The following is a 13,906-nucleotide window of genomic DNA, read 5'->3' on the forward strand; positions in this document are numbered from 1 at the left end:
TCGGTGCGACGGATGTCAGTGCGACGGGTGGGTCAACGGGCCGATGCGGTACAGGACTTCGGGTGCGTGCGGGCCGTCGGGGAAGTGGCCCGCGGCGAACAGCACCTCACGGGTGACACCCGCTCCGTGCCGGGCGGCGTACGAGGTGAACAGGCGCTCGGAGGCGGTGTTGTCCGGTGTGATGGTGGTCTCGACGCAGGTGAGCGGGTGCTCGGCGGCGATCCGGGCGGTCAGCCCGTCGAGCAGTGCGGCGGCGAGGCCGCGGCCGCGGTGGGCGCGGTCGACCGCCACCTGCCACACGAGCAGGGTGTGCGGGCGCTCGGGCCGGACGTACCCGGTGACGAACCCGACGGGCCGCCCGTCCTGTCCGCGGGCCACCGCCGACGTCCCGGCGAAGTCGCGGCACCACAGCAGATAGCTGTAGGAGGAGTTCAGGTCGAGTGTCCCGGAGTCCTTGGCGATACGCCAGAGAGCGGCCCCGTCCGACACCGACGGGCGGTCGATGTGCAGGTCTGCTTGTGCGGCAGTCATGCAAATTGAATTTACCGATGGAAATTGAAAAATGCATGACGGGACGGGCTTACGCCTGAGCCCGTCCCGTGTTATCGCGTGGGTGCGCGCAGGAGGCGGAGGGTGTGCAGAATGTGCGCTTTTAGGCGGCAGGAGAGCCGCAAAACGGTCGCCTTGTGGAACGTGTCACACGGGTGTGACCTTCACGGAATCCCCGCGGAACACCCGCTCGGATACGCTCGAAATCTTTGCGTTTAGGTACGTGATCAGCGGGCAGGAGAATGCGGGGAGCTGTTCTGGATCGGAATTGTAGAAATCCCCGGATCCAGGGATCGGATCCGGGGATTTTCGAAATGGCCGCGAATTCGGAATTGTCAGGCGGACGGGCTCTGGCCCCAGGCGTTCGCCACGGCCTGTCGTGCCGCCTGCGGGTCCACGTCCAGGCCCTGGCCGGCCAGTGCGGCGCCCAGGGCCGCCAGGCTCGCCTGCACGGCCTCCACCGTCGCGTCGGCGCCGTAGTGGTTGACCCGGATCATCTCCCTCGCCAGCGCGCCCCCGCCCGCGGCCAGCGGCAGCGCGGGTTCGGCCGCCAGCGCCCGCGCCACCAGCTCCGACGCCACCACGCCCGAGGTCGTCCGCAGCGTCGTGGCGACCGGCGCCGCGTCCCGCTCCTCGTACACGTACGGCTCCAGGCCGCCGCCCAGCGCCACCGCCCCCGCCCGGGTGGCCAGCGCGGCGCTTCGGTGCCGGGCCATCACCGTGTCCAGTCCCGCCGCCTCGATCCGCTCCACGCACGCCTCCAGCGCGAGCATCTCCAGCTGTGCCGGTGCGTGCAGCAGCGCCTTGCGGCCGCCGTCGACCCAGCGCTGCTTCCAGTCGAGCAGCGACAGGTACGACCGGCGCGGCGCCCGGGGGTTGGCGGCCATCCGGGCCCAGGCCCGCTCGCTCACCGACACCGCCGACACGCCGGCCGGACCGCCCATCGCCTTCTGCGCGCCGATCACGCACAGGTCGACGCCCCAGGCGTCCGGCAGCACCGGTTCGGCCCCGACGGAGGCGACGGCGTCCAGGTAGAACAGGGCGCCGTGGGCCCGTACCGCTTCGCCGATCTCCGCGACCGGGTTGGTGTTGCCGGTCGCCGCCTCGGCGTGCACCAGCGACACGAAGTCGATCTCCGGGTGCTCGGCGAGGGCCGCCCGCACCTGGCCGGCGGTGACGGCCGTGTGGAAGGGCACGGCCAGGTCGATCACCTTCGCCCCGCAGTCGCGCAGCCAGTCGCCGAAGGTCTGCCCGTACGGGCCGGTGATCACGTTCAGCGCCGTCGTGCCGGGGCCGGCGGTCCCGCGGATCGCGCCCTCCAGCGGCAGCAGCGCCTCGCCCTGCATGATCACGACGTCCTGGCGGGTGCCGAGGAGCCGGGCCACCCGGTCCTCGATCGAGGCGAAGCGCGCGGCGCTCAGCGGGGGCAGGTCGAGGAACGGGTGGGTCACGGCGGTGCTCTCTTCGCTCTCTGTCACTCACGGGTGGCCGACCGCTCACGGATGGTCGACGCTGACGAGGGTATCCGGCGGACGTCGTCCCCTCGCCGACCGGTGACTTCTTAGGCTGTACGGTCGCGTAGCCATCGGATTGGTTTGAGAGGCTCAAACATCTCCTTATAATCGGAACCCATAGCTCGCTCACAGCACCCCATACCCCCCACGGACCCCTTCAGGAGGTCACCCCGTGAACACCCCTCTCGGACGCCGGACCCGCGTCCTGGCCGCCACCGCGGCGACGGCCGGACTGGTCCTCGTGGCCGGATGCTCCTCCGGCGACAGCGGCTCCGGCGCCCCGAAGACGGCGGCCGGCGGGGTCGAACTCGTCAAGGCCGGTCAGCTCACCACGTGCACCCATCTGCCGTACCCGCCCTTCCAGTCCGAGATCGACGGCAAGGTGCAGGGCTTCGACGTGTCGCTGATCGACCTCGTCGCCGATGACCTCGGCGTGAAGCAGGCCATCGTCGACACGCCCTTCGAGAACTTCAAGACGGGTGCCTTCCTCAACTCCGAGCAGTGCGACCTCGCCGCCGCCGGCATGACGATCACCGAGGAGCGCAAGAAGAACGTCGACTTCTCCGACCCGTACTTCGACGCCACCCAGGCCGTCCTGGTCGACAAGAAGAGCGGGATCAGCTCGCTCGCCGACGTCAAGGCGAAGGGCAAGAAGCTCGGCGCCCAGGCGCAGACCACCGGCGAGGACTACGCGAAGAAGCAGGGCTTCGACCCGATCTCCTTCGAGTCCTCCGACGCGGTCCTCAGCGGGCTGCGCACCGGCCAGGTGCAGGCCGTCATCATCGACTACCCGGTCGTGCAGGGCTGGCTGAAGGACAAGGCCAACGCCGACGCCTTCCAGGTGGTCGACAACCTCAACACCGGTGAGCAGTACGGCTTCACGGTGAAGAAGGGCAACACCAAGCTCCTCGCCGCCATCAACAAGGCCATCGCGGACGCCAAGGCCGACGGCACGTACAAGAAGCTCTACGAGAAGTGGATCGGCCCGTACGACGCGGCCGCCACCTCCCCGTCCGCCTCATGAGTGGTGCCGACACCCCCCTCCAGCCCCGCAGGTCCGGACTGAGCCGGAGCCAGAAGCGCCGGATCTCGCGCGGCGCGCAGTACGTCGTCTTCGTGGCCGTCGTGGCCGTCTTCGCGGCCACGGCGGACTGGGGCCGGTTGCAGAACCAGTTCTTCCAGTGGGACCTGGTCAAGCAGATGTTCCCGGACGTCATCACGCTGGCGCTGAAGAACACCGTCCTCTACACGACGTTCGGCTTCGTCCTCGGTCTCGTGCTGGGCATCGTCATCGCCCTGATGCGGCTGTCGTCGGTCGGCCCCTACCGCTGGTTCGCCGGAATCTACGTCGAGGTCTTCCGCGGTCTGCCCGCCCTGCTGATCTTCATCTTCGTGGGCGTCGCGGTGCCGCTCGCCTTCCCGGGCACGGAGATCCCGGGCGGGACGTACGGCAAGGTCGCCCTCGCGCTCGGCCTGGTGGGTGCCGCGTACATGGCCGAGACGTTCCGCGCGGGCATCCAGGCCGTGCCCAGGGGGCAGATGGAGGCGGCCCGCTCGCTGGGCTTCTCGCACGCCCGGGCCATGGTCTCGATCATCGTCCCGCAGGCGTTCCGGATCATCCTCCCGCCGCTCACCAACGAACTCGTGACCCTCTTCAAGGACTCCTCGCTGGTGCTGTTCCTCGGTGTCACCCTGGAGGAGCGGGAGCTGTCCAAGTACGGCCGCGACCTGGCCAGCACGACCGCCAACTCCACGCCGATCCTGGTCGCGGGCCTGTGCTACCTGCTCGTCACGATCCCGCTCGGTTTCCTGGTACGACGTCTCGAAGCGAAGTCGGGGGAGGCCGCCAAGTGAGCACACCCGAGATCCAGGTGAAGGACCTGCACAAGTCCTTCGGCGACAACGAGGTGCTGAAGGGCATCGATCTGGAGATCGGCCAGGGCGAGGTCGTCTGTGTCATCGGCCCGTCCGGCTCCGGCAAGTCGACCCTGCTGCGCTGTGTGAACCTCCTGGAGGAGCCGAGCAAGGGCCAGGTGTTCGTCGGCGGTACGGAGGTCACGCACCCCGACGTCGACATCGACGCCGTACGCCGCCGTATCGGCATGGTCTTCCAGCAGTTCAACCTCTTCCCCCATCTGTCGGTGACCGAGAACCTCACGCTGCCGCAGCGCCGGGTGCTCGGCCGGGGCAAGGCGGAGGCGGCCCGGATCGCCGCCGAGAACCTCGCCCGGGTGGGCCTCGCGGAGAAGGCCGGCGCCTATCCGGCCGCCCTCTCCGGCGGCCAGCAGCAGCGCGTCGCCATCGCCCGCGCCCTCGCGATGGGGCCCGAGGTGATGCTCTTCGACGAGCCGACCTCGGCACTCGACCCGGAGTTGGTGGGGGACGTCCTCGCCGTCATGCGCATGCTCGCCGACGAGGGCATGACGATGATGGTCGTCACCCACGAGATGACCTTCGCGCGCGAGGTCGCCGACCGCGTCGTCTTCATGGACGGCGGGGTGATCGTCGAGCAGGGCCGCCCGGCCGACGTCATCGGCAGACCGCGCCACGCACGCACCCGCCACTTCCTCTCCCGCCTCCTCGACCCCGCCATGGCCGAGGTGGAGGAGGAGACCTCGGACCAGGTGGGCGGATCCGCCTAGCGGCTCACTAAGGTGCCAGGCATGAGCGATCACGCGGTGCTGCACGTGAAGGGCCGGGTACTCGTCGGCCCGGACGACGGGGACGTCCGGGACGAGCTGTGGGTGGTCGGCGGGCGGATCTCCTACGACCGTCCCGCCGGCGCCCGCGACATCCGGACCGTCGAGGGCTGGGCGCTGCCCGGCCTCGTCGACGCGCACTGCCATGTGGGCCTCGGCCCGCACGGCCCGGTCGACGCGGACGTCGCGGAGAAGCAGGCGCTGACCGACCGCGAGGCGGGCACCCTGCTGATCCGGGACGCGGGCTCGCCCTCCGACACCCGCTGGGTCGACGACCGCGAGGACCTCCCGAAGATCGTCCGGGCCGGCCGGCACATCGCGCGCACCCGGCGCTACATCCGCGGCTACGCGCACGAGATCGAGCCGGACGAACTGGTCGCGTACGTCGACCGGGAGGCCCGGCGCGGCGACGGCTGGGTCAAGCTGGTCGGCGACTGGATCGACCGCGACCTCGGCGACCTGTCGGCCTGCTGGCCGCGCGAGGCGGTGCAGGCGGCGATCGAGCAGGCCCACCGGCTGGGCGCCCGCGTCACCGCGCACTGCTTCGCCGAGGACTCCCTGCGGGACCTCGTCGAGGCCGGTATCGACTGCGTCGAACACGCCACCGGCCTGACCGAGGAGACGATCCCGCTGTTCGCCGAGCGGGGCGTGGCCATCGTCCCGACCCTCGTCAACATCGCGACCTTCCCGCAACTCGCCGCGGGCGGCGAGAGCAGGTATCCGCGCTGGTCGGCCCATATGCGGCGGCTGCACGAGCGCCGCTACGACACCGTGCGCGCCGCCTACGACGCCGGTGTCCCGGTGTACGTCGGCACCGACGCCGGGGGCAGCCTCGCGCACGGCCTGGTGGCCGCGGAGGTCGCGGAACTGGTGACGGCCGGCATCCCCGCGGCCGAGGCGCTCTCGGCCACCACCTGGGGGGCGCGCGACTGGCTGGGCCGCCCCGGCCTCACGGAGGGGGCGCCGGCGGACCTGGTGGTGTACGAGGGGGACCCGCGGGCGGACGTACGGGTGCTGGCCGCTCCGCTGCGGGTCGTGCTGAACGGGCATGTCGTCGGCTGAACACCTCCGCGGCCACCGCGTCGACCCGCCCGGGCCCGCGCCCCTCACGACGCACTCGGTTGACGACGCGTGACCGGCCGGGCCGGTGGGTCGTTACGCCCGCTCGTGCGCGCGGCCCGGCGACCCGTGCGCGCATGGCGTGAGGCATGGGGGTGACCTGCTGGAACACCCGTGCCGCAAGATTCGAAAGAGTGCACGGAAATCCCACGATGGAGTGAAGTGCCCCAAGATGGCCGCCCGTTCACCCTTGGTGCGTAATCCTTGCCGGGTCCCGAGCACGTCACTTCTGGGGGTCCCACGCCTTGAACGGCAACCACTTCCGCATGCCCGCACGCCGTCTCGCCGCCGTCGCCGCGGCCACGTCCCTGGCCGCCGGTCCCGCGGCCCTCGTCGCGGCGGACACCGCCCACGCGACGACCGGTCAGGGCCGCGCGAGCGCCGCCGTCCTGCGCACCGGACTCGACGTGGCCCTGCTGAACGAGTCCGTCGGTGTCCCCCTCGCGGTCTCGCTCAACGAGGTCGAGGCGCCGAAGCGGACGAACGCGCAGCGGACCGCGCTCCGCGCCCGCCTCGACGGCGTCGACGGCGGAAAGCCGTTCAGCGTGCTGAGCGCCGAGGTGGCGACGGCGAAGGCCACCGTCGCCGCCGACAAGGCGGAGGGCTCCACCGAGCTCGCACATGCCCGGCTGCATGTGCCCGGCCTGCCCCTGCTGTCCGTCATCGAGGTCGACGGCGTCACCTCGAAGGCGACCTGTGAGGCCGGGAAGGCGCCGGTCGCCTCGGCGAACGTCCTGGGCGCGGTCACCGTCCTCGGCAAGCGGACCACGCTGACCGCGGGCGGGCCCACGGACGTCAAGGTGCCCGGCGTCGGCGAGGTGCGCCTGGACCTGTCGAAGCGCGAGACCACCTCCCGTACGGCGGCCGCCACCGCGCTCGAACTCACCGTGTCCATCAACCCGTTGAAGCTGAACGTGGCCGAGGTCAAGGGCACCCTGAGTCTCGCGCAGGCGACCTGCGAGGCCCCCGAGGCCGCTGCGGTGGCCAAGCCCTCGGCGCCCGCCGACCCCGGCACCTCCGACGTGACGACCAAGGGTGCGCCCGCGCAGGCCGACCTGGCGCAGACCGGCGGGAGTTCGGTGACCCCGTACCTGGTGGGCGGCGCGGCCGCGCTCCTGGTGGCGGGCGGGGGAGCGGTGGCGCTGTCCCGGCGCCGGGGCTGACCACCTCGGCGGCCGGTTCCGGGGCCGACCACCCCGGAACGGCGGCCCCTCGGGAACGGGGCCGGAGCTGCCCCCTCTGGGGACGGGAGGGGCAGGGGGCGGGGCGGACGTGAGGGGCAGGGGCAGGGGCCGGGAGGAATCCCCCGCCCCGCCCCGGGCGGGTGCGAAACGCCCGCCTCACCACGTCGGCCCCGCCTCATGGCGTCGGCCGCGTCACGCCGGGTCGGGTGTCGTACGGCGTCGGCGCCGGCGCGTGGCGTCGGCTCCCGCGCCGCGTCGGGTGTCGTACGGCGTCGGCGCCGACGCGTGGCGTCGGTCCCCGTGCCGCGTCGGCCGTGTCACGCCGGGTCGGGTGACGTACCGCGTCGGTCGCGCCGTCGCAGCGGCTCCCGGCTCAGCGGGTCAGTGCCCGCTCCAGCGCCCCAAGGAAGGCATCCGTCGTTTCCCGGTCCCGTACCGCGAGCCGTATCCACTCCTCGCCCAGCCCCGGGAACGTGTCACCGCGCCGCACCGCGAAGCCCAGCGTCCGCAACCGCCGCCGTACGGCATCCGCCGCCGGCATCCGGACCAGCAGGAACGGTCCCTCGGCCGGTTCCACGACCCGTACCCCCGCCGCCGCGAACCGGGCCAGTCCCGCGACCAGACGAGCCCGGTCGGCGGCGATCCGACGGGCCGCCCGGTCCGCCTCCGCCAGGGCCGGCGGGCTCACGCACGCCCCGGCCGCGGCGAGCGCGGGCGTGGAGACGGGCCACAGCGGCTGCGCCCGCTCCAGGGCGGCGACCGTCTCCGGGGCGGCGAGCACGTACCCGATCCGCAGTCCGGCCAGCCCCCATGTCTTGGTGAGGCTGCGCAGCACCACCAGACCCGGCACGTCCGTCCGCCCGGCCAGGGCCTCCCGCTCACCCGGCACCGCGTCCATGAACGCCTCGTCGACCACCAGCGTCCGCCCGGGCCGAGCGAGCCCGGTGATCGCGTCGGCCGGATGCAGCACCGAGGTGGGGTTCGTCGGATTGCCGATCACCACCAGGTCCGCGTCCTCGGGCACCGCCCGCCCGGTCAGCCGGAAGCCGTCCTCGGCGCGCAGCAGCACCCGGTCGACGGTGTGCCCGGCGTCCCGCAGCGCCGCCTCCGGCTCGGTGAACTGCGGATGCACGACCACCGGCCGGCGCACCTTCAGCGCCCGCGCCAGCAGGACGAACGCCTCCGCCGCGCCGGCCGTCAGCAGCACCCGGTCCACCGGCAGCCCGTGCCGTGCCGCCACCGCCGCCCGCGCGGCCCGCCCGTCCGGATAGGCGGCCAGCGTGTCCAGCGACCCGGCGATCAGCTCCCGCAGCCACGCCGGGGGCGTGTCCGACCGTACGTTGACGGCCAGATCGACCAGGTCCGCACCGTCGTCGCGCACCTCGGCGTCACCGTGGTGCCGCAGATCGGGGCCCTCCCCGGGAACGTCGTCAGTGCGCATGGGAGTGGGTGTGCCCCCCGTGCTGGTGGTGCCCGTGGTGGTGACCGCCCCCGTGACCGTCGTGGTGTCCGTCGTCGTCCGGGTGGAAGTGCGGCTGCTGCGGCAGCCCCACCTTGTCCTCGAAGCCCGGCAGCGCGATGCGGTACACGCACGAGTCGCAGTTCATCCGCAGATCGCCCTTGACGGCCTCCGCGTACCGCTCCATCACCAGGTCCAGCAGCTCAGGCTCGGGCCCGATCACGTCCGCCGAGCGCACCTCGGTCTCCGGATGCGCGGCCGCCCAGTCCGCGGTCTGCTGCCGCACCCGGTCCGGCAGGATGCCGGTGAACAGGAAGTACGGCAGCACCACGATCCGGCGGGCGCCCAGCCGCACGCACCGGTCGAGACCGCTCGGCACGTCCGGCGCGGCCAGCGACACGAACGCCGTCTCCACCCCCGCGTAACCGCGCCCCTCCCACAGCAGCCGCGCCGCCTTGTGCACCTCGGCGTTGGCGTCCGGGTCGGTGGAGCCGCGTCCGACCAGCAGCACGGTCACCTCGGCCCGGTCCGCGGGCGTGCGGCCCGCCTCGCCGAGCGCCTCGTCCAGGCGCCGCTCCAGCACGTCCAGCAGCGACGGATGCGGGCCCAGCGGACGCCCGTAGGTGTACGAGATCCCGGGGTGGCGTTCCTTCTCCCGGGACAGGGCCGCCGGGATGTCGCCCTTGGCGTGCCCGGCGGACACCAGCATCAGCGGCACCGCGGCGAACCGGCGCACCCCCCGTTCCACCAGTTCGGTCACCGCCTCGCCCAGCGGCGGCGAGGACAGCTCGATGAAGCCGCCCGCGACGGGCAGTTCGGGGTGGCGGCGCCCCAACTCCCGTACGAAGTCGCGGAACGCCTCGGCTCCGGCCTCGTCCCGGGTGCCATGGCCGGCGATGAGCAGGGCGGGCGGCGGGGTGGTCACGATTGCTCCTCGGATTGCGAAACACGGTGGTACAGCAGGGCGTTGAGGGCGGCCGCGGCCACCGCGGAACCACCCTTCTCGGACACGTTGCTCACGGCGGGCAGCCCGCTCTCGCGCAGCGCGGCCTTCGACTCGGCCGCCCCGACGAAACCGACGGGGAGCCCGATGACGAGCGCGGGGGAGGCGTCCAGCGTCAGCAGCTCCTCCAGGGCGGTCGGCGCGCAGCCGATCACCCACAGGGCGCCGGGACCGACCTCCTCGTACGCCAGCCGGACCGCGTGCGCCGACCGGGTCAGCCCCGGCCCGGACCGCGCGTCCCGCAGCCGGCAGACGGTCTCGCGGCGGGTGATCCCCGCGGCCACCATCTCCACGTCCACGACCACCGGCGCCCCGGCGTGCAGCGCGGTGTGCGCCTTCGCCAGGTCGCCCTCGTCCAGGACGAGATCGTCGGCGTAGTCGAGGTCGGCGGCGGAGTGGATCACCCGCTCCACCACCGCCCGCGACAGCGGCGGGAAGTGCGAGGTGTCCAGACGGGCGCGCAGGCGCCGGAAAGACTCCTGCTCGATGGGATGGACGACACGATTCACCGGGCATCCTCCTGCGGGTCTCGCTGCGGGTCTTCCTGCGTCGATTCCTGCGTCGATTCCTGTGTCGATTCCTGTGTCCGCGCGTGCGGGACGGTCCGCAGGTCCTCCTGCGGGCCCGTCCCCGGGTCCTGTTGCCAGCGGTAGCCGCGCGGGGTCACCATCCGCCCCGCGATCCGCCGGGTCGCCGTGTTGCCCACGGTCACGACCGTCATCATGTCCACCGTCGCCGGGTCCAGCGCGGCCAGCGTCGTCACCCGGCTGGACTCGTCGGCGCGCGAGGCGTTGCGTACGACACCGACCGGCGTCGCCGGCTCCCGGTGCTCCGCGAGGATCGCGAGGGCCTTCGGCAGCTGCCAGTCGCGGCCCCGGCTGCGCGGGTTGTAGAACGTCACGACGAGGTCCGCCTCGGCCGCGGCCCGTACCCGCCGCTCGATGACCTCCCACGGCGTGTGCAGGTCGGACAGGCTGATCGAGACATGGTCGTGGCCCAGCGGCGCGCCCAGGATCGCCCCGGCCGCGAGCGCCGCCGTCACCCCGGGCACCCCGACCACGTCGATGTCGTCGGACGCCTCGGCCAGCGCGGGCGAGGCCATCGCGTACACCCCCGCGTCCCCGCTCCCGATGAGCGCGACCGCCGCGCCGCGCCGGGCCTCGGCGACCGCGGTGCGGGCCCGCTCCTCCTCCGCGCCGAGCCCCGACTCCAGGATCCGGGTGCCGGGCCGCAGCAGATCGCGGATCTGGTCGACGTACTGGTCGAGCCCGACGAGCACGGAAGCACGGCGCAACTCCGCCTCGGCACGCGGCGTCAGCAGGTCCCGGGCCCCGGGCCCGAGGCCGACCACCGCGAGCCGCCCGCGCCCGGGACGCCGTACGACCGCGCAGGTCGCCATCGCCGGCCGGCCGTCCGCCCGCTCCGACTTCCGCTTGGGGACCAGGAGTTCACCACCCCGCACCAGGGCGGCGGCCTCCGCGACGGACGGGGTGCCGACCGCGGCGAGCGGCGCGCCGGACGGGTTCGGCACCTCCACGGCCGCCAACTCCTCGGCGGAGTACGTCACCAGGGGCACCCCGAGCCGTTCGGCGGCGGCGACGATGCCGGGTTCGCCGGACTTGGCGTCGACGGTGGCCAGTTCGGCGACGGACGCGGCGCTGAGCCCGGCGTCCCGCAGCGCGGCCTCGACCAGCCCCAGCACCTCCTCGGCCGGAGCACCCTTGGAGGCGCCGACACCGACCACCAACGACGGCGGGCGCAGCAGTACTTCGCGCTCGGCCGGCTCCACGGCCCGGTCGGTCAGCCGGACCGTGTACGCGCCCCGCGTCCCCAACGGCAGCGCGGGCAGCGGCCAGGACACCTCCGCGGCCAGCGCGACCGGCTCCCCGTCCAGCAGGGCGCGGGTCACCCCCGCGACGTCCCCCTCCACGGGCAGGCCGAGCGTGTCCAGGCCGGGCACGCCCACCGCGTCCGTCGCCGTGGTCACCACCGGCTCCGCGCCCAGCAACGCGCCCACCGCGCGGGCCAGTTCATTGGCCCCGCCGCCGTGCCCGCCGACCAGCGACACGGCGAACCGGCCCGCCTCGTCGACGCACACCACACCGGGGTCGGTCCGCTTGTCGCCCAGCAGCGGCGCGACCAGCCGTACCACCGCCCCGGCCGCCAGGAAGCACACCAGCTGCCCGCACTCCGCGAACGCCCGCGGTACGGCGTCCGCCACGGGCCCGTCGTACACCCGCGTGCGGTCCGGCCAGGCCGCGGCCAGCCGGTCGCGCGCCGCCGCCCCCGCCGCGGTGGCGGAAATGAGGCCGATCACAGGGCAACTCCTTCGGTACGCGCCGCGGGACGGGTGCCCCACAGCAGAAACACAGGGTTGGTCGCCGCCGGCCGGGTCACGTCCCCCGGCAGCGGCACGAGCCGTGACGACTGGAGCAGCACACCGTCGCAGTCGAACCCGGCGCCGATCAGCGCCGCACGCGCCGCCGGCACCCGGTCCAGGGCGGCCATCGTGACGACCACGCTCCGCCGGGCCCGCCGCGCGCACGCGTCGACGATTTCGGGCAGCTCGCGGCCGCCGCCGCCGACGAACACGGCGTCGGGGTCGTCGAGTTGCGCCAGCGCGTCCGGTGCCGAGCCGTGCACCACGTGCACGTCGACGCCGTGCTGAGCGGCGTTGGTACGGATCCGGCCGATCCCGTCCGGGGTCTTCTCCACGGCACTCACGGCGGCCCCCAGCCGCGCGCACTCCACCGCCACCGACCCGGAGCCCGCGCCGACGTCCCACACCAGGTCGCCGGGGCGCGGACCGAGACGGGCCAGCGCCAGCGCCCGCACCTCGAACTTGGTGATCATCGAGTCGCGGTGCGCGAACGCGGACTCCTCCAGCGCCCAGCCCGCGGGCCCCGGCGCCGCACCGGCCACCGTCCGCGCCCCGCCGCGCGCCGTCCGGGACTCGTCCAGGCACAGCACCACGCTCACCGCGGACCCCCAGTCGCGGGCGGCGGCCTGCGCCGGTGTCACCCGCTCGACGCGTTCGCGCACCGGATCGCCCAGGGCCGAGGCCACCACCAGGACCCGTTCGGCCGACGCCCGCGCGAGCGCCGCGCCCAGCTCGGCGGGACCCGCACCCGGCCCGGTCAGCACCGCCGTCTTCGGATACGCGCGGCACACATGCACCGCGGTGCGCAGCTCCCGCCCGTGCGCGCTGACCACGACGGCGTCGTCCCAGGTCATGCCGGTCCGCGCGAACGCGGCCGCGACCGAGGACACCCCGGCCCGGACATCGAGCGCCGCGGCCCCGAACCGCTCCGACAGCACCCGCACGATCCCGAAGAACCCCGGATCCCCCGAGGCCAGCACCAGCACCCGCCGCCCCTTGCCGACGTACTCGGCGACCGTGTCCAGGGCGGGCGCCAGCGCGCCCAGGACCACCAGCTCGGCGGTCCCGGGCAGCAGCGGCCGTACGGCGTCCAGATGCCGCCGGCCGCCCACGACGAGCTCCGCCCCCGCCAGGACGTCCCCGGGCGGCGGCGCACCGGTCCCCGTGCCGACGACCGTGATCACGTGCCGGCGCCCCGGGCGCGCAGGGCCTTGCGGGCCTCGGGGTCGGCCTTGCGATAGCCGTGGAAGTGACCCGGGTGGTACAGGTGCGAGCGCGTCCCGCCGGCGTCCAGCGCCGGGCCGACCAGGAACAGCGTGTGCTTCCAGAGCTTGTGCTCCTTGACCGTCTCCTCCAGCGTGCCGATCGTGCACTTCACGACCAGCTCCTCCGGCCAGGTCGCCTGGTAGGCGACGACGACCGGCGTGGTCGTCGGATAGCCGCCCTCCAGCAGCTCCCGCACCAGCTGGCCGCTGCGCGCCGCCGACAGGAACAGCGCCATGGTCGTACCGTGCCGGGCGAACTCGCGCACCTCCTCGCCGGGCGGCATCGGCGTCTTGCCGCCGCCGAGCCGGGTCAGGATCACCGACTGCGCGACCTCGGGAATGGTCAGCTCGCGCCCCGCGAGCGCGGCGACCGCCGAGAACGACGACACACCGGGCACGATCTCCGTCTCGATCCCGAGCTCGTCGCACCGGTCGAGCTGCTCCTGCGTGCCGCCCCACAGCGCGGGGTCGCCGGAGTGGATCCGGGCGACCCGCAGCCCCTCGGCGCGGGCCCGCCGGTACACGGCCACCACGTCCTCCAGGGACATCGCCGCCGAGTCCAGGATCTCCGCGTCCGCGCGCGCGTGTTCGAGCACCTCGGCCTGCACCAGGCTGGCCGCCCAGATCACGACGTCGGCCTCGGCGATGGCCCGTGCGGCCCGGAACGTCAGCAGGTCGGCGGCGCCGGGGCCGGCACCGACGAAGGTCACCTTGCCGGTGGGGGCATCGGCCAT

The 13,906-nt window shown here is 73.6% G+C and carries 13 protein-coding genes; 5 read left to right on the top strand and 8 right to left on the bottom strand.

Annotation, left to right across the window (positions count from 1 at the left end):
* Positions 1-15 precede the first annotated feature (15 nt).
* Entirely contained in the window at positions 16-531 is a 516-nt protein-coding gene (ectA, locus tag ACZ7OY_RS06290; RefSeq protein WP_351606612.1) for a diaminobutyrate acetyltransferase, read from the bottom strand.
* Between the two features lie 353 nt (positions 532-884).
* Positions 885-2,000, bottom strand: a complete 1,116-nt coding sequence (locus tag ACZ7OY_RS06295; protein ID WP_471910262.1) for a pyridoxal-phosphate-dependent aminotransferase family protein — start codon at positions 1,998-2,000, stop codon at positions 885-887.
* Between the two features lie 235 nt (positions 2,001-2,235).
* On the opposite strand from ACZ7OY_RS06295, the gene ACZ7OY_RS06300 reads away from it, so the two are divergent.
* From ACZ7OY_RS06300 to ACZ7OY_RS06320, 5 genes are all read left to right on the top strand, one after another.
* Positions 2,236-3,087 (top strand): transporter substrate-binding domain-containing protein, encoded by an 852-nt coding sequence (locus ACZ7OY_RS06300; RefSeq protein WP_471910263.1) that lies wholly within the window; start codon positions 2,236-2,238, stop codon positions 3,085-3,087.
* On the top strand, positions 3,084-3,917 hold the full coding sequence (locus ACZ7OY_RS06305; protein WP_471910264.1) for an amino acid ABC transporter permease: 834 nt from the start codon (positions 3,084-3,086) through the stop codon (positions 3,915-3,917). The genes ACZ7OY_RS06300 and ACZ7OY_RS06305 overlap by 4 nt, the downstream gene beginning before the upstream one ends.
* Positions 3,914-4,705 carry an amino acid ABC transporter ATP-binding protein gene (locus ACZ7OY_RS06310; RefSeq protein ID WP_471910265.1) on the top strand — a complete coding sequence of 264 codons (792 nt, stop codon included), beginning with the start codon at positions 3,914-3,916 and terminating at the stop codon, positions 4,703-4,705. Before ACZ7OY_RS06305 ends, ACZ7OY_RS06310 begins: the two co-directional genes overlap by 4 nt.
* A gap of 21 nt (positions 4,706-4,726) precedes the next feature.
* Positions 4,727-5,824: an amidohydrolase family protein gene (locus ACZ7OY_RS06315; RefSeq protein WP_471910266.1), complete on the top strand. Its 1,098-nt coding sequence runs from the start codon at positions 4,727-4,729 to the stop codon at positions 5,822-5,824.
* 302 nt (positions 5,825-6,126) lie between these two features.
* Positions 6,127-7,044, top strand: coding sequence for an SCO1860 family LAETG-anchored protein (locus ACZ7OY_RS06320; protein WP_471910267.1), 918 nt, complete (start codon positions 6,127-6,129; stop codon positions 7,042-7,044).
* A 394-nt stretch (positions 7,045-7,438) separates the two neighbouring features.
* Here the strand turns inward: ACZ7OY_RS06320 and cobC are convergent, their stop codons facing one another.
* The 6 genes from cobC to cobM are packed head-to-tail and all read right to left on the bottom strand — an operon-like array spanning position 7,439 to position 13,906.
* Positions 7,439-8,506, bottom strand: a complete 1,068-nt coding sequence (gene cobC, locus ACZ7OY_RS06325) for an Rv2231c family pyridoxal phosphate-dependent protein CobC (protein WP_471910268.1) — start codon at positions 8,504-8,506, stop codon at positions 7,439-7,441.
* Positions 8,496-9,449, bottom strand: a complete 954-nt coding sequence (locus ACZ7OY_RS06330; protein ID WP_471910269.1) for a sirohydrochlorin chelatase — start codon at positions 9,447-9,449, stop codon at positions 8,496-8,498. The genes cobC and ACZ7OY_RS06330 overlap by 11 nt, the downstream gene beginning before the upstream one ends.
* Positions 9,446-10,036 (bottom strand): precorrin-8X methylmutase, encoded by a 591-nt coding sequence (locus ACZ7OY_RS06335; protein ID WP_471910270.1) that lies wholly within the window; start codon positions 10,034-10,036, stop codon positions 9,446-9,448. The genes ACZ7OY_RS06330 and ACZ7OY_RS06335 overlap by 4 nt, the downstream gene beginning before the upstream one ends.
* Complete coding sequence (gene cobJ, locus ACZ7OY_RS06340) at positions 10,033-11,844, bottom strand: precorrin-3B C(17)-methyltransferase (RefSeq protein WP_471910271.1); 1,812 nt, start codon at positions 11,842-11,844, stop codon at positions 10,033-10,035. Before cobJ ends, ACZ7OY_RS06335 begins: the two co-directional genes overlap by 4 nt.
* Entirely contained in the window at positions 11,841-13,091 is a 1,251-nt protein-coding gene (cbiE, locus tag ACZ7OY_RS06345) for a precorrin-6y C5,15-methyltransferase (decarboxylating) subunit CbiE (protein WP_471910272.1), read from the bottom strand. Before cbiE ends, cobJ begins: the two co-directional genes overlap by 4 nt.
* Positions 13,088-13,906: a precorrin-4 C(11)-methyltransferase gene (gene cobM / locus ACZ7OY_RS06350; RefSeq protein ID WP_471910273.1), complete on the bottom strand. Its 819-nt coding sequence runs from the start codon at positions 13,904-13,906 to the stop codon at positions 13,088-13,090. The genes cbiE and cobM overlap by 4 nt, the downstream gene beginning before the upstream one ends.

The organism is Streptomyces sp. NPDC107559, assembly GCF_055657365.1.